Raw genomic sequence first — 14,845 nt, 5'->3', positions numbered from 1 at the left:
CAACTCGCGTGGGCGAGTGGACCGTCGGGCCGCGGCTAGGCTTGTCCACAGCGCACAGCAGCGCAGCCCCCGAACGCCAAAGGACTTCAGGATGGACCTCTTCGAGTACCAAGCGCGCGATCTGTTCGAGAAGCACGGCGTACCCGTGCTGCCGGGCATCGTCGCCACCACGCCGGCAGAGGCTCGCGCCGCCGCCGAAAAGCTCGGTGGCGTCACCGTGGTCAAGGCGCAGGTGAAAGTGGGGGGCCGCGGCAAGGCGGGCGGCGTGAAGGTTGCGCGCTCGCCCGAGGAGGCGGAGGCCGCCGCAGAGGCGATCCTCGGCATGGACATCAAGGGCCACACCGTGCACCGCGTGATGATCGCCGCGGGTGCCGCGATCGCCGAGGAGTTCTACTTCTCCGTGCTGCTTGACCGCGCAGAGCGCCGGTACTTGGCCATGTGTTCGGTTGAGGGCGGCATGGAGATCGAGCAGCTCGCCGTTGAGCGGCCCGACGCTTTGGCCAGGGTTGCGGTTGACCCGCTGGTTGGCATTGACGCAGCCAAGGCCGCGGAGATTGTCTCGGCGGCCGGATTCCCTGAGGAGTTGCGCGCGGCCGTTGCTTCGGTGATCGAGAAGCTGTGGGCGGTCTACCGCGACGAGGACGCGACGCTGGTTGAGGTGAACCCGCTGGTGCGCGTTGAGAGCGGTGAGATCATCGCGCTCGACGGCAAGGTGACGCTCGACGCCAACGCGGACTTCCGTCACCCGGCTCACGCTGCTTTGGAGGATGCCGCGGCGGCAGACCCTCTCGAGGCGAAGGCCAAGGCGCTCGACCTCAACTACGTGAAGCTCGACGGGTCCGTGGGGATCATCGGCAATGGCGCGGGCCTTGTCATGTCCACGCTCGACGTTGTGGCGTACGCGGGGGAGGCGTTCGGTGGCCAGAAGCCGGCGAACTTCCTCGACATCGGAGGCGGCGCCTCCGCGGCCGTCATGGCCAATGGGCTCGATGTGATCCTCAACGACCCTCAGGTGAAGTCGGTGTTCGTCAACGTCTTTGGTGGCATCACCTCGTGCATCGAGGTGGCCAACGGCATCGTCGGTGCGCTCGAGACTTTGGGCGAAGAGGCGTCGAAGCCCCTGGTAGTTCGCCTTGATGGCAACGCCGTTGAGGAGGGCCGCGCGATTCTCGCGGCCGCCAATCACCCCCTCGTGACCATTGTCGACACCATGGACGGCGCCGCGGCCAAGGCCGCAGAGCTCGCCGCCGCGGCAGCGTAAGGAGCTGTATCTCATGGCAATCTTTCTGACCGCACAATCCAAGGTCATCGTGCAGGGCATGACCGGCTCCGAGGGCATGAAGCACACCACGCGCATGCTCGCCTCCGGCACCGCGATCGTGGGCGGCGTCAACCCGCGCAAGGCGGGGGAGCAGGTGGACTTCCCCGGCGACGTCACCATTCCCGTCTACGGCACGGTGGCCGACGCTATGGCCGCCACGGGCGCCGACGTGTCCGTTGTCTTCGTTCCCCCTGCCTTCACCAAGGCCGCCGTGATCGAGGCAGTCGATGCGGGCATGCCGCTCGTCGTGATCATCACCGAGGGCGTGCCCGTCAAGGACACCGCCGAGTTCTTCGAGTACGCGACCGCGCACGGCACGCGCCTCATCGGCCCCAACTGCCCCGGACTCATCACCCCGGGCCAATCGAACGTGGGCATCACCCCGGCGAACATCACAGGCCCTGGTCGCATCGGGCTCGTGTCCAAGTCCGGAACGCTTACGTATCAGATGATGTTTGAGCTGCGCGATCTTGGCTTCTCCACGTGCGTTGGCATCGGCGGTGACCCCATCATCGGCACCACCCACATCGATTGCCTTGAGGCGTTCGAGAACGACCCAGACACCACGGCGATCGTGATGATCGGCGAAATCGGTGGGGACGCGGAGGAGCGCGCAGCGGCCTACATCCGGGAGCACGTGACCAAGCCCGTGGTGGGCTACGTTGCTGGCTTCGAGGCGCCAGAGGGCAAGACCATGGGTCACGCGGGTGCGATCGTGTCCGGGTCCTCGGGCACCGCGCAGGCCAAGAAGGAGGCCCTCGAGGCGGCCGGCGTGAAGGTGGGCAAGACGCCGTCCGAGACCGCGCGCTTGATGCGGGAGATACTCACCGCGATCAGTTGACACGCCCATCGTGCTGCTGCTCCACACAAATGGGGTTGGGCTAGCACGGTGCATCGCCAAAACGCCTGGCAGATCGGCTTTACCTGGGCTTTGCCACGCAGAATGTGTGGAGGAGGGCCGCGGATTGGCCGACGCTGTGGTGGGGTCCACGCGCGGCGGTGCCGTCGTCTTGGGTGGGTTCGGGTGACCATTACCTGGTGAGTGAGCACCCCCGCAGCCGCCTGCAGTCGCTGTTCGCCGGCGCCCCTGGTTGGGTGGGTGGCGTGCTCACCGGCGTGCAGTCGGCAGTGATTGGGCTGATCGTGATTATCACGCCCGCCTTCGCTGCCGCCGCTGCCGCGCCAACCGGAAACGGCTCCGCGGCCATCGACTGGATGGGTGTGACTCAGTTGTCCGTGCGGCTGTGGCTCATGGCGCACGGCGTGCCGTTCTACGTGGAAGGCGTCGCGTTCACCCTGGTACCGCTAGGAATGACCGCGCTTTGCGTGGCGATCATCGCGGCAATCGCGCGGCGCTTCTGCACCAAGAGCTGGGCCAGCTGGGCGGTGGCTACTGGCACCTACGTTGGGCTCGTGACGCTCGCTGAGGTTGCCGCGATGCGCGGCTTCCCCAACCTCGCGGCCACTACTGCGCGCACCGTGGCCGTGTCGCTGCTCATCGCGGGACCTGCGGTGGCCGCCGGCATTTGGCGTGCGTATGGCGCGGAGTTTGGCTGGGTGCCGCGCGTGCCCGCGACGCTCCGCAGGGGCCTCCGGCTGGGAGTGGCCACCGCTGCCGCCGCCCTCGGTGCCGCCGCGCTCGTGGGGGCCGCCTTCACCTACCTGGGGAGGGGGCGCATCGCGGAGGCAGGCGCTGCCCTTGGCATCGATCCTCTCGGCGGCGTTGCGCTGGCCTTTGGGCAGGCGCTGTACGCGCCCAATATCTCCATCTGGATGGTGGGCTGGATGACCGGCCTTGGCTTCTCCGTCGGGGAGGGCACCAGTTACGCGCCCGGAGAGATTGCGGCCGACGCTGTGCCCGCCTTCCCCATCTTTGGCGCCTTGCCAACGGTAGAGGGCGGGTGGCTCGTGTGGGCGCCGCTGGCGATCGTGGTGCTGGCTGCGGCGGCGCGGATCGCCCTGCGACGGCGCATCACCACCGAACTGGCGCACTTGCCCGCCGTTGGGGCGGCCGTCGCCACGGCCGCGGTCACAATGGCGGCGCTTGGCGCACTCGCCACGGGCGCGCTTGGGCCAGGCAGGCTCGAGTTCGTGGGCGTTGAGGTGCTTCCCGTTGCGGTGTTGTTTGGCGTGCTCGCTGCCGTCGGCTACGGCGTTGGCCATGGCCTGCTGCTCCTCGGAGGCCTTGTGCGCAAGGGCCGCGACACCGCGCCGCGCCTCAGCGTTGTCCCCGATCCAGAGCCGGTAGCTACCCCGTAGTGACGCCGTAGTTCTGATACCGCTTGAGGAGCTCCTCTTGGGCTTCCTTGTACTGCGTCTCGCACTCGCGCTTTGCTGACTGGGTGATGGCCCTATCCATGCACGCCTGGTACTCCTCCGTCGGCCCCTTCATAAGAACAAGTCCAAAGCCGCCAAGCAGGATCATTCCGCCCATCCCGATGGCGATCCACAGCCAGATGCGGATTCCGGCAACGGCGTCCACGCCGCGCGAATTAAGCAGCGCGGAGATCGCAAAGCCAATGGTTGCTGGCCCCGTCAGGAGCACCAGGAACTGGGTGGGCACTCCGGTGCCCCACAACAGCGCGCTGGCTCCTAGCAGGGCAAACGTCCAGATGGCGTCACGACGCAACGGCTTCGGCAGCGTGGGTCGTTCGGGAGTGGACGTGGGGGTCATGGGTTAAGCGTAGGTGCCATCGACGGCGCACCGTTAGGCTCTTCGCGTGGCCCCAGCTCGCGTCGTCGTCCTCATCTCTGGGGCGGGCTCCACCATGAAGGCAGTCCTCGAGGCCACCGAGGACCCTGCGTACGGTGCGCGCATCGCCGCGGTCATCGCAGATCGCGACGGCGCGGCGGGCCTCGACATCGCATCCGCCGCGGGGATTCCCACCGCCGTGGTGCGCCTCAACGACTTTCCTGACCGCTCCGTCTGGGACCAGGCAATCGCCAGAACCATTGCCAGCTTCACCCCCGACCTCGTTGTGCTCGCGGGCTTCATGCGCATCCTCGGCCAGCCGGCGCTTGACCAGTTTGGGGGGCGCATGGTGAATACGCATCCCGCGCTGCTGCCCGCGTATCCCGGCGCGCACGGCGTGCGCGACGCCCTCGCGGGCGGTGCCAAGGTGACGGGGTGCACCGTGATCATCGTCGACGCCGGAGTCGACACCGGCCCCATCGTTGCCCAGGCCGCCGTCGCGGTTGAGGATGACGACACCGAAGAGTCCCTCCACGAGCGCATCAAGCTCGTCGAGCGGCGGTTGGTAGCCGACACCGTAGGGCGCATGCTGCGCGACGGGTGGCACGTGGACGGCCGCACCGTTCGCATTGGCGCCAGCTTCACAGCCAACAAGGAGACCCCATGACAGACCAGATCCCTGTACGTAGAGCGCTCATTTCCGTCTACGACAAGACGGGACTTGAGCAGTTGGCGCGCGGCCTCGTTGAGGCTGGCGTCGAGATCGTCTCGACGGGCTCTACCGCCCAGCGGATCGCTGACCTCGGCCTCGCGGTGACGCCCGTCGAGAGCGTCACCGAGTTCCCCGAGTGCCTCGACGGCCGCGTCAAGACGCTGCACCCGCGCATCCACGCGGGCATCCTCGCGGATCGCCGCCTCCCTGACCACGTCCAGCAGCTCGAGGACCTTGGGGTTGCGCCGTTCGACCTCGTCGTGGTGAATCTCTACCCATTCGCCGCCACTGTCGCGTCCGGCGCGAGCGAAGACGAGGTGGTGGAGCAGATCGACATCGGCGGCCCGTCGATGGTGCGCGCCGCCGCGAAGAACCACCCGAGCGTCGCCGTCCTGACCACCCCCCAGGCCTACGACGACGCCTTGGCCGCCGTAGCGTCGGGCGGCTTCACGCTGGAGCAGCGCAAAGCGCTCGCTGCCGCGGCCTTCCGCCACACGGCCACCTATGACATCGCGGTCGCCTCGTGGATGGGCAACGTTGTAGCGCCCGACGGCGAGAACGGCTTCCCCGGTTGGGTGGGCTTCAGCGGCACTCGGGTTGCGGCGCTGCGCTATGGCGAGAACCCGCACCAGGGCGCGGCGCTGTACACCGACGATCACGGCGGCACCGCGCTGGCTGGGGCCCGACAGGTGCAGGGCAAGGAGATGTCGTACAACAACTACGTGGACGCGGACGCCGCGTGGCGCGCAGCCCACGACTTCAGCGAGCCCGCTGTTGTGGTGATCAAGCACGCAAACCCGTGCGGCATTGCGGTGGGTGACACGATCGCGGAGGCGCACGCGCGCGCCCACGCCACGGACCCCGTGTCCGCGTACGGCGGCGTCATCGCTGCTAATGGTGTGATCACGGCCGATGCCGCGCGCTCCATCGCGCCCATCTTCACCGAGGTGGTGGTAGCGCCCGGTTATGAGCCAGAGGCGCTCGAGATCCTGTCCGCGAAGAAGAACCTGCGCGTGCTCGAGGTTCTGGGAACCCCCAGCGGATCCGACGTGCGGCACATCGCGGGCGGGATTCTGCTGCAGCGCGCCGATCGCCTCGACGCCGACGGCGACGATCCACGCAACTGGCAGCTCGTCGCTGGTTCGCCCGCGGACGAGGCGACGCTCGCCGACCTCGCGTTCGCTTGGCGTGCGTGCCGCTCCGCGAAGTCCAACGCGATCCTGCTCGCGGCCAACGGCGCCGCAGTGGGAATCGGTATGGGGCAGGTCAACCGGGTGGATTCGTGCAGGCTCGCGGTGACGCGCGCCGACGATCGCGCCGAGGGTTCCGTCGCCGCCTCCGACGCGTTCTTCCCGTTTGCGGACGGGCTGCAGGTGCTCATCGACGCGGGCGTTCGCGCCGTGGTGTCACCGGGCGGCTCGGTGCGCGACGAAGAAGTGATTGCGGCGGCCGCGGCTGCCGGCGTCACCCTCTATCACACTGGTACCAGGCACTTCTTCCACTGACATGGCCAAGACGCCCTCGCTCGCGCCGCTCCGCATCGCGGTGCTCGCGCCCCTTGGCGGGCTCGCGATCGTGCTGGTTGGCGTGCTCGTGAACGCGCGTGCAGCGGTGTTGCTCCTCGGCGCGTTCGCGATCGCGGGCGCTGTGGCGCGTTTCGTCACGCCGGAGCAGCAGGCGTTTGCCGTGCGCTCGCGGATCGTGGACGTGGTGGTGCTTGGGGTCCTTGGCGCCGCGCTCATGCTGCTGGGAATGACCACCCCGTTGGGCTAACCCCCGGGTATGTGTGCGTCAGCGCCACTTCCGTAGCTGTCACCTGCCCTGTGTGTGCGTGGCAGTCGCGTTCTAGTGCGACCTGACGTTCACGACAGCCTTGATCGACTCGCGACACTCCCTTGCGCGTTCCTCGATATCCCGCTTGCTAAACCGGAGCGTGAGAATGCCCTCGCGCGCGACGTAGACATCCCGGTTTATGTCGTACTGCCGTTGCTCCGGCTTGGAATGGTCGCCTGCGCCGTCAAGCTCTACCGCGGTCTTGGAGGGTGCGTGGTACGTGTCGAGTCGGAACGGCCCACCGGCGGTGCGCACCCAGTGTTGCGGAAGGAAGTCGGCGAAGAACGAGGTATTGAAGACGGTGCGCAAGGCGAGTGTCTCGAGGTGGCTCTCGGAGCCCCGCGCAATCGCCGACAGCACGACTTTCAGATGGTCTCTGCCTCTGAGGCGACCGATGCTGTCGGCGGCGGCGAGAAGTTCGGCGGCGTTCGTGTGTCGGCTTTGCCCGGCCCGATAGAGGAACTGATCACGGTCACGCACCGTTGCGCGTTCATACGCAGTGACAGCCGCCCACGCGGGCGTGGCCACGGCGAGAGAGTGCCATGGGACGCTCGGCACGGCCGCGCCGAACCTGCGAAACGCTAGCCACTCGGGGCATGCGCGTTGAGTGAAGTACGTCGTGCCAAGCACCACGGTGTCCGGGGTGTCGCACAGTCCCCATACGGACGCGGCCCCAGCTCCGATGACGACCGAAGGTTGACCGCACCACAATTGCGCGGCGTGTGCGCGCGTGATGAACGAGTCTGCGTGCAGCGCGGAGGCGTACACCCCCGTCAGGATCTTCGCGACCGAGCCCGCCCGTAGGGCTGAGCGCAGTGCGGCCGCGGACCAAAGGTGCGCCAAGTCCTCTCCGCGCCAAGCGCGCACGTCGCGAGACAAGGCCTCAGCGAGTTCGTTGGCAGCACCAGTGGACATAGAGATATAGGTACAGGGACAGTGCATGTGGTTTCGCGGCTTCAGCCAGATCTGTGGATAACTCGCGTGGTGGTGAGACACACATGCGGCGGGTGACAGTGCTCAAGGTGGTTCCCACGCACACATAAGAGGGGTTGGGCACGAAGAAGGGGCCCGACGCTGTGGCGCCGGGCCCCTGTCGGGTTGCGGGGGGCTAGGCCTCGACTACCTCGATCGTCTCGATGATCTCGATCTCCTCGACGGGCGCGAACGCGCGGTAGAGAAGGCCGACGATCGCGGCACCGACGATCGGCGCCACCCAGAAGGCCCACAGTTGGGTCAGCGCCCAGCTGTCGGAGAACAGCGCCGTTGCGGTGGCGCGGGCAGGGTTGAGGCCCGCATTCGTGAACGGAATCGCGAACACGACGAGCGCCGCGAGCGTGAGGCCAATCGCGAAGGGCGCCACGGCGGCGTTCGCGATGCGCGACGTCGCCGCGAGCACCACGAGTACGAGCAGCGCCGTAGCGACGGCCTCAACCGCGAGGCCAACGCCAAGCCCAAATCCGGACGGCGAGTGATCGCCGAACCCGATGGACGCGCCGGAGTAGATCTCCTTGGCGTTGTCCACCGTGGGGTGCGAGGAGATGAACAGGAACAGCGCGCCACCGGCGAACAGACCGCCGATGACCTGCGCGAGGATGTACGGCACCACGTCGCGGCCAGGGAAGCGGCCAGCGAGCCACACACCGATCGTCACGGCGGGGTTGAGGTGGGCGCCCGAGATGGCACCGAACGCGACCGCGGAGATGATGACCGCGGTACCGAACGCGAGGCCAACGGTCTGCGTGCCGTTGTCCCCGGTCGCCATCAGCAGCGCCGTGCCGACACCGAGCAGTACCAGGATGAACGTGCCGGCGACCTCGGCCAGCATGCGGCCGATGAGGCTTGGGCCTGAGGGCTCGTCGGCCCAGATGTCGTTGTCGAGTTCTTCGGTGAACTCTTCGGCGGCGTCGGCCGCGGGCGTCTCGGACATACTTCCTCCTTGGTTGGAGGTGGGGAACGAGCCCCACCGCAAGCCATCCTGCCACCTGTACCCAGCGTCGGGCGGGAAGCTGGGACGTCAACCGTGGACTAGATTTGTGCCCAGAAACCACTCGCGCCCGCTAGGAGCACCCATGTCGAAGATCAAGGTCGAGGGAACCGTCGTCGAACTCGACGGCGACGAGATGACGCGAATCATCTGGCAGAACATCAAGGACCGCCTGATTCATCCCTATCTGGACATCGACCTCGAGTACTACGACCTCGGCATCGAGTCCCGCGACGCCACCGACGACCAGATCACGATCGACGCCGCCAACGCCATCAAACGCCACAACGTTGGCGTCAAGTGCGCCACCATCACCCCTGATGAGGCGCGTGTCGAGGAGTTTGGGCTGAAGAAGATGTGGGTGAGCCCCAACGGCACCATCCGCAACATCCTCGGCGGCGTGGTGTTCCGCGAGCCCATCATCATCTCCAATATCCCCCGGCTGGTGCCGGGCTGGACCAAGCCCATCGTGATCGGCCGTCACGCGCACGGCGACCAGTACAAGGCCACCAACTTCAAGGTTCCCGGCGCCGGCACGGTGACGATCACCTTCACGCCTGACGACGGCGGCGAGCCCATCGAGCACCAGGTGGTGAAGATGCCTGAGGGCGGCGGCGTCGCGATGGGTATGTACAACTTCAACGAGTCCATCAGGGACTTCGCGCGCGCGTCCTTCAGCTACGGCCTGCAGCGCAACTACCCGGTGTATCTGAGCACCAAGAACACGATCCTCAAGGCCTATGACGGCCAGTTCAAGGACCTCTTCCAGGAGGTCTTTGACGCAGAGTTTGCCGACCAGTTCAAGGCCGCAGGCATCACCTACGAGCACCGCCTCATCGACGACATGGTGGCCGCCGCCATGAAGTGGGAGGGCGGGTACGTGTGGGCGTGCAAGAACTACGACGGCGATGTTCAGTCCGACACCGTTGCCCAGGGCTTCGGCTCGCTTGGACTCATGACGAGCGTGCTCATGACCCCAGACGGCAAGACCGTCGAGGCGGAGGCGGCGCACGGCACCGTCACGCGCCACTACCGCCAGCACCAGGCGGGTAACCCCACGTCCACCAACCCCATCGCGTCAATCTTCGCGTGGACGGGCGGCCTCAAGCACCGCGGCAAGCTCGACGGCACCCCAGAGGTGATCGGCTTCGCCGAGACCCTCGAGGACGTCATCATCAAGGCCGTCGAGGACGGCCACATGACCAAGGACCTCGCTCTCCTCGTTGGCCCAGACCAGCGCTGGGAGACCACCGAGGGCTTCCTCGCCACGCTCGACGAGCGTCTCGCTACTCGTCTCGCTTAGACCCCACACCCCTTGCAACGGAGCAACCAATGACCTCCCCAGTCAACGTCACCGTCACGGGCGCCGCCGGCCAGATCGGCTACGCCCTGCTGTTCCGCATCGCGTCCGGCGCGATGCTCGGCCCCGACACCCCTGTGCGCCTGCGCCTGCTGGAGATCCCCGCCGCCGTCAAGGCTGCGGAGGGCACGGCGATGGAGCTCGAGGATTGCGCGTTCCCGCTCCTTGACGGCATTGACATTTTTGACAGCCCGACGCCGGCTTTCGATGGCGTGAACGTGGCACTTCTCGTGGGGGCACGTCCGCGCGGGGCCGGCATGGAGCGCGGCGACCTGTTGGCAGCCAACGGCGGCATCTTTGGCCCGCAGGGCGCGGCAATCAACGCGGGCGCTTCTGACGATGTGCGGGTGCTCGTGGTGGGCAACCCCGCCAACACCAACGCGCTCATCGCGTCGGCGCACGCCCCTGATGTGCCTGACAGCCGCTTCACGGCCATGATGCGCCTGGACCATAACCGTGCGCTTGCCCAGCTGGCAGCGAAGGCCGGCACCAGCGTCGGGCAGGTGAAGAACGTCACCATTTGGGGCAACCACTCCGCCAAGCAGTTCCCCGGCACGAACTACGCGCGCATCGGCGCTCGGCGCGCAGAGGACGTCATCGCCGACGAGGCGTGGATTGACCAGGAGTTCATTCCCACCGTGGCAAAGCGCGGCGCTGCGATCATCGACGCGCGGGGAGCTTCCTCGGCGGCCTCCGCGGCCAACGCGGCTATCGATCACGTGCGCGACTGGGTGCTCGGCACCCCCGCGGACACGTGGGTCTCGGTCGGCGTCGCGTCCGACGGCTCGTACGGTGTGCCTGAGGGCCTCGTGAGCGGATTCCCAGCCACGTCAAAGGGCGGCGAATGGGAGATCGTCCAGGGGCTCGAGTTCACCGACCACGGGCGCTCACTGCTTGACGCGTCGGTTGCTGAGCTCGTTGAGGAGCGCGACGCCGTGCGGGAGCTTGGGCTGCTCTAACCGCCGATCTGGTTGTGTTCGATGACGTCGAACAGGGCCCGGCAAATGTAGAAGTCCTCGACGGTCGTGATCTTGATGTTTGACCGCGGGCCCTCGACAGTGTGGATGGTGTGGCCGTAGCGCTGCAACAGGCTTGCCGTGTCGATCGAGTTGTCCTCGCCGTCGGCAACCGCATTGTTGTAGACCTCGAGCGCGGTAGCAAGGGTGAGGCTCTGGGGGGCCTGGGCGATGTGCAGGAACTCGCGCGGCATGACCTGATCGATGACGTCGCCGCGTGCCTCGATGATCGTCTCCGTGACCTTGGTGGTGGTGACGGCTGGGCCGCGTTCCTTCACCGTTCGGATGTTCTCCGAGATCAGCTCTGCGGTGATGAGGGGGCGCACGCCGTCGTGCATGAGCACCACCGTGTCACCGGGCACCTCGTTCTCGATCGCGAGTAGCGCGCGGTGGCGAGACTCCTGGCCTGTGGCGCCACCGTCAACGATCCACCGCACCTTGGTGAGGTTGTACCGGGTCACGAGTTCGGCGAAGTGATTGCGCCACTCGGGGAGGATGGAGACGACCACGCCGTCGATCTCTGGGTGGTACTGGAAGTGGTTGATGGTGTGCACGATCAACGGCGTGCCGTGGATCTGCAGGAACTGCTTGGGAAGGGTTGCCGAGGTTACTCGGGAGCCAATGCCGCCCGCAAAGATCGCCGCGATGTTCATAAGCCCTCGTCCTCCTGGTTGCGCTCCTCGTTCAATTCTGCGTCGTCGGCGTGCGTGGTGGCGTGAGCCGCGCGCCCAGCCGAGGGCGCGGGGTCAGCGAGCAACAGCCAGTCGATGACGCGATCGGCGGCCCCCGTGTCCACGCGGTCAAAGTTTTCCGCACGGAAGGCAGCGACCTTCTCCACCTCGAACTCTCCGTCGCGGATGGCGTCGAGAACCTCGTCGAAGGTCATGGCAACCCGGCCGGGCGCGGTCTCGTCGAAGTCCCTGTGGAAGCCACGCGTGGCCGCGTAGTTCACCTTGTCGGGGGCGAAGAAGAGCATGGGGCGGTCCAGCAGCGAGTACTCGTAGATGATTGACGAGTAGTCGGTGATCAGCAGATCAGTGACATGCAGCAGATCGAGCCCACGCGGGTACTTGGTGAAATCGAAGAACCGGTCCGCATACTCGGCAGGGATCGTGATTGGCGTGCTCACGAAGTGGTGCATGCGGAACAGCACCACGGTGTCCGGCCCGCACAGCTCGTAGAGCTTCGCGAAGTCGATGAGGTCGTAGTCGTAGAACGCGGACTTGATGGAGCGTCCACGGAAGGTGGGGGCGAAGAGGATGACCCTCTTACCCTTGAGCGCCGGGTACTCCGCGTAGAACTCGCTCGTGAACTCGGCGGTGCGCGCCTCATCGAGGAACCAGTCGACGCGCGGAAGGCCTGTGGGGATCACCGCTGCGGGCTCGATGCCGAACGCCTCGGAGTAGACGTGCACCAAGTGTTCGGAGCCCGTGATCGCGTACGTGTAGGCGCGGTGCGCGTTGCTGAGCTTTGGCGATCCCGCGTTGCCGAAGCGGCTGAAGCCAACGGCCTTGAATCCGCTGCCCGCGTGCCACAGTTGGATCACCTTGGTGCGATCGTCTATCTCGATGTTGCCCAACATCGCGAAATAGTCGTCAAGCAGCACAATCTCGCTCGTGGCAAGCAAGTAGAGGATCCGGATGGTTGTCTTCCACTCGGAATTGCCTGGCACCCTGAAGGAGTAGCGCAGCGAGAAGCGCTCATCGAGCCCGCGCTCGATGAGCCGCTCCTGGACCCGGCGCAAGTTGCCCTCGATGGCCACGCGCTGCTCGGACGCGAACAGAATCTGGTTCTTGCGCGGGCCAATCGTGCGCCGGAAGAAACTGTAAATCCACCTCGCGTATCGCCGCTTGGCGTTAGGCCCCAGCAGCGCCTTGCGGATGCGCTTGGGGAACCGGCGCCAGCTGGTCTTTCCCGGTGGCTGATTGAACTCGTAGACGCGCAACTGGAACTCGAGCTCGATGTCGTTCTCTGAGATCCCAAACGACACCGTGTACGCGCTGCGGTTGGAGTTGTACAGGAACACGCGCGCGGCGTCGTCGAGCGCCGCGAGGTGGCTGGCCTCGAGCGTTGCGACACCGTCTGGCTGGCCGTCGATCACCGCGCGGATGCGCCACGTGCCGTTGGGAATGGCTCTGCGATCCACAAAGGTTGTCACATTGAAGACCAGGTCGTAGCGACCATCGCCGTGGTCCGTAACGTCCACGGGAAAGGCGCGAGCGCCCGTGAAGATCTCGAAGTCAACGGGCTTGTCCGCGGCAAGGTCTGCGCCGATTGCGGGCGTAGCGAGCAGGTGGATCGTGAGGTGCACGCGTTCCCACGTGACGTTGAGGACACGCACGGCAAGCGAGGGTGCCGGTGGCTCCTGAGGCTCTGTGGGCTCCACGGGGACAGAGGCGGTCGTCATGCGGTGAGCGCCCGTTCCTCGTGCCACGCGAGGGTCCTATCGAGACCGGATGCAAGGCCCACAGAAGGAGACCAGCCAAGCCCTCGCAGCCGCGAATCGTCGAGGCCGAGCCCCTTAACGGGGTTGAACCTCGACACGTCAACGCCCTCGCTAAAGCGCACGTTGAGGTCAAGTTCGGGGCGAGCCTTGGTGAACGCCTCCGCCAGTTCCCTGATCGAGACGAAACCATCGCGATCCGCGATGTTGTATGCCGTGTCCTCGCCAACCAGGAGCGCGTAGAACATCCCAGCCACAGCGTCGGCCACATACGTGTAGGTGCGGCGGGCGCTGCCATCGGAGTTGAGCGTGATGTCCCTGCCGGCGAGGATGTCCGCGGCGAAGTCCGCCTGGACGCGGCCGTCATCGAGCGCCATTCCCGGGCCGTAGATGTGGCCAAAGCGCGCGATCGTGAGGGGGATCCCGTGCTGGGCGCGGTAGCTCACGCTGATGGTCTCTGCGGCGCGCTTGCCTTCGGTGTAGCAGGCGCGGGGATTGAGGATGTCCACGGCGCCGTAGCTGTCTTCGGTGACGAGAGCGGCGTCGTCCGCTTGCTGTCCGTAGACCTCAGACGAGGACATCAGCACAAAGTGCGCATTGCCGGACTCCACACACAGGTCCAGGAGAGTGAACGCGCCCTGCACATTCGCGCGAATGGTGTCTACGGGGCTTTGCGCGTGCAGCGCGGGCCGGGCGGGAGAGGCGCCGTGAATCACCACGTCGATGGGGCGCTCAAGCGCGAGCGGGTTGCGCACATCGCCCTTCACGAGCACCAGGTCCGTGCGGTCAGCGGGCACCGCGAGGGCGGCGCGCGCACGGTCGGGATCGCGGACAAGGCCCAGAACCGTAATGCCGAGCGCGTGTGCGTCGTTGAGGCCAAGCAGCGTGTACACCGCGTACGCCGGAATCATGCCCGCGGCCCCGGTCACGAGGACCGTCTTGCCGGCGAGCTTGTCCCAGGGCAGATCAAGAGCGACGATTTCGCTGATGTCCTGGTTGACGATTGCGCTTGTGGCGCTGCGGATCCCATCTATAGGCATAGTTGGTGTCGATCCCATCTGTGGTTTGGTCGCAAGTCTAGCGGGGGCCTCTAGGTCAACGCCCGGCGGTGGGCTACCGTGCCAGGCTCACGAGCGCACGTACGCGCGGCGCGTGGCTGACAACCTCAACGCAACTTCTTGAGGAGGCGCTTTGCCCGCCGCACCACCTTGCGCGGCAAGGAGTTCGGCGGCACGTCCACCTTGATGCCCTTGCGGTTGTAGTACTCGTTGGCACGCTTTGCCTTATTGCGCAGCTTCTCTTTGTAGGCGGCGGGGCTGGTGCCTTCGTAGCGGGGCAGGGTGGTGCCGAGTTCTGCGTAGGTGTAGGCGGTGCGTTCGCTGGTGGGGGCGAAGATGCCTTTGATGCCGTTGAAGAGGGTTTCGTAGACGCTCCACAGGAAGGCTTCGTCTTTGGTGACGCCTTCGGCCATGGCTTTTTCGATG

15 protein-coding genes are annotated in these 14,845 nt (G+C 66.3%); 8 read left to right on the top strand and 7 right to left on the bottom strand.

The features are described from left to right. The first annotated feature begins 91 nt into the window (after positions 1 to 91). From sucC to QM618_RS11315, 3 genes are all read left to right on the top strand, one after another. The gene (gene sucC, locus QM618_RS11325) at positions 92 to 1,261 is read left to right on the top strand and encodes an ADP-forming succinate--CoA ligase subunit beta (protein ID WP_428099062.1); all 1,170 of its coding nucleotides are present in this window, start codon (positions 92 to 94) and stop codon (positions 1,259 to 1,261) included. A 13-nt stretch (positions 1,262 to 1,274) separates the two neighbouring features. After that, complete coding sequence (sucD, locus tag QM618_RS11320) at positions 1,275 to 2,162, top strand: succinate--CoA ligase subunit alpha (protein ID WP_428099058.1); 888 nt, start codon at positions 1,275 to 1,277, stop codon at positions 2,160 to 2,162. A gap of 197 nt (positions 2,163 to 2,359) precedes the next feature. After that, complete coding sequence (locus QM618_RS11315; RefSeq protein ID WP_428099055.1) at positions 2,360 to 3,580, top strand: cell division protein PerM; 1,221 nt, start codon at positions 2,360 to 2,362, stop codon at positions 3,578 to 3,580. On the opposite strand, the gene QM618_RS11310 is transcribed toward QM618_RS11315, so the two are convergent. Then, on the bottom strand, positions 3,570 to 3,995 hold the full coding sequence (locus tag QM618_RS11310; protein ID WP_428099052.1) for a hypothetical protein: 426 nt from the start codon (positions 3,993 to 3,995) through the stop codon (positions 3,570 to 3,572). The genes QM618_RS11315 and QM618_RS11310 overlap by 11 nt on opposite strands. 46 nt (positions 3,996 to 4,041) lie before the next feature. Between QM618_RS11310 and purN the strand changes: the two genes are divergently transcribed. Genes purN through QM618_RS11295 form a run of 3 tightly spaced genes read left to right on the top strand, consistent with a single transcriptional unit; the run spans position 4,042 to position 6,498 of the window. Continuing rightward, positions 4,042 to 4,680 (top strand): phosphoribosylglycinamide formyltransferase, encoded by a 639-nt coding sequence (gene purN / locus QM618_RS11305; RefSeq protein WP_428099048.1) that lies wholly within the window; start codon positions 4,042 to 4,044, stop codon positions 4,678 to 4,680. Further along, on the top strand, positions 4,677 to 6,230 hold the full coding sequence (gene purH, locus QM618_RS11300; RefSeq protein ID WP_428099045.1) for a bifunctional phosphoribosylaminoimidazolecarboxamide formyltransferase/IMP cyclohydrolase: 1,554 nt from the start codon (positions 4,677 to 4,679) through the stop codon (positions 6,228 to 6,230). The genes purN and purH overlap by 4 nt, the downstream gene beginning before the upstream one ends. A gap of 1 nt (position 6,231) precedes the next feature. After that, a complete protein-coding gene (locus QM618_RS11295) occupies positions 6,232 to 6,498 on the top strand; it encodes a DUF3017 domain-containing protein (RefSeq protein WP_428099042.1) in 267 nt (88 codons plus the stop codon). A gap of 72 nt (positions 6,499 to 6,570) precedes the next feature. On the opposite strand, the gene QM618_RS11290 is transcribed toward QM618_RS11295, so the two are convergent. Next, positions 6,571 to 7,473: an endonuclease domain-containing protein gene (locus QM618_RS11290; RefSeq protein ID WP_428099038.1), complete on the bottom strand. Its 903-nt coding sequence runs from the start codon at positions 7,471 to 7,473 to the stop codon at positions 6,571 to 6,573. Between the two features lie 193 nt (positions 7,474 to 7,666). After that, on the bottom strand, positions 7,667 to 8,485 hold the full coding sequence (locus tag QM618_RS11285) for an aquaporin (protein ID WP_428099034.1): 819 nt from the start codon (positions 8,483 to 8,485) through the stop codon (positions 7,667 to 7,669). Positions 8,486 to 8,627: 142 nt separating this feature from the next. Here QM618_RS11285 and QM618_RS11280 point away from each other — a divergent pair, with 142 nt between their 5' ends. Continuing rightward, on the top strand, positions 8,628 to 9,845 hold the full coding sequence (locus QM618_RS11280; protein WP_428099031.1) for an NADP-dependent isocitrate dehydrogenase: 1,218 nt from the start codon (positions 8,628 to 8,630) through the stop codon (positions 9,843 to 9,845). A gap of 29 nt (positions 9,846 to 9,874) precedes the next feature. Then, positions 9,875 to 10,861: a malate dehydrogenase gene (locus tag QM618_RS11275; RefSeq protein ID WP_428099023.1), complete on the top strand. Its 987-nt coding sequence runs from the start codon at positions 9,875 to 9,877 to the stop codon at positions 10,859 to 10,861. Here QM618_RS11275 and QM618_RS11270 read toward each other — a convergent pair. The 4 genes from QM618_RS11270 to QM618_RS11255 all read right to left on the bottom strand — a co-directional run. Further along, complete coding sequence (locus tag QM618_RS11270) at positions 10,858 to 11,571, bottom strand: IspD/TarI family cytidylyltransferase (protein WP_428099018.1); 714 nt, start codon at positions 11,569 to 11,571, stop codon at positions 10,858 to 10,860. The two genes, QM618_RS11275 and QM618_RS11270, sit on opposite strands and share 4 nt — an antisense overlap. Next, entirely contained in the window at positions 11,568 to 13,325 is a 1,758-nt protein-coding gene (locus QM618_RS11265; protein ID WP_428099014.1) for a CDP-glycerol glycerophosphotransferase family protein, read from the bottom strand. Before QM618_RS11265 ends, QM618_RS11270 begins: the two co-directional genes overlap by 4 nt. After that, on the bottom strand, positions 13,322 to 14,401 hold the full coding sequence (locus QM618_RS11260; RefSeq protein WP_428099011.1) for an NAD-dependent epimerase/dehydratase family protein: 1,080 nt from the start codon (positions 14,399 to 14,401) through the stop codon (positions 13,322 to 13,324). The genes QM618_RS11265 and QM618_RS11260 overlap by 4 nt, the downstream gene beginning before the upstream one ends. Positions 14,402 to 14,526: 125 nt before the next feature. After that, the coding region (locus QM618_RS11255) for a hypothetical protein (protein WP_428099006.1) at positions 14,527 to 14,845 on the bottom strand (319 nt) is incomplete at its 5' end.

It is taken from the genome of Demequina sp. (assembly GCF_049841215.1).
In the GTDB taxonomy this organism is placed as follows: Bacteria; Actinomycetota; Actinomycetes; order Actinomycetales; family Demequinaceae; genus Demequina.
This window is presented reverse-complemented; position numbering and strand designations above follow the sequence as displayed.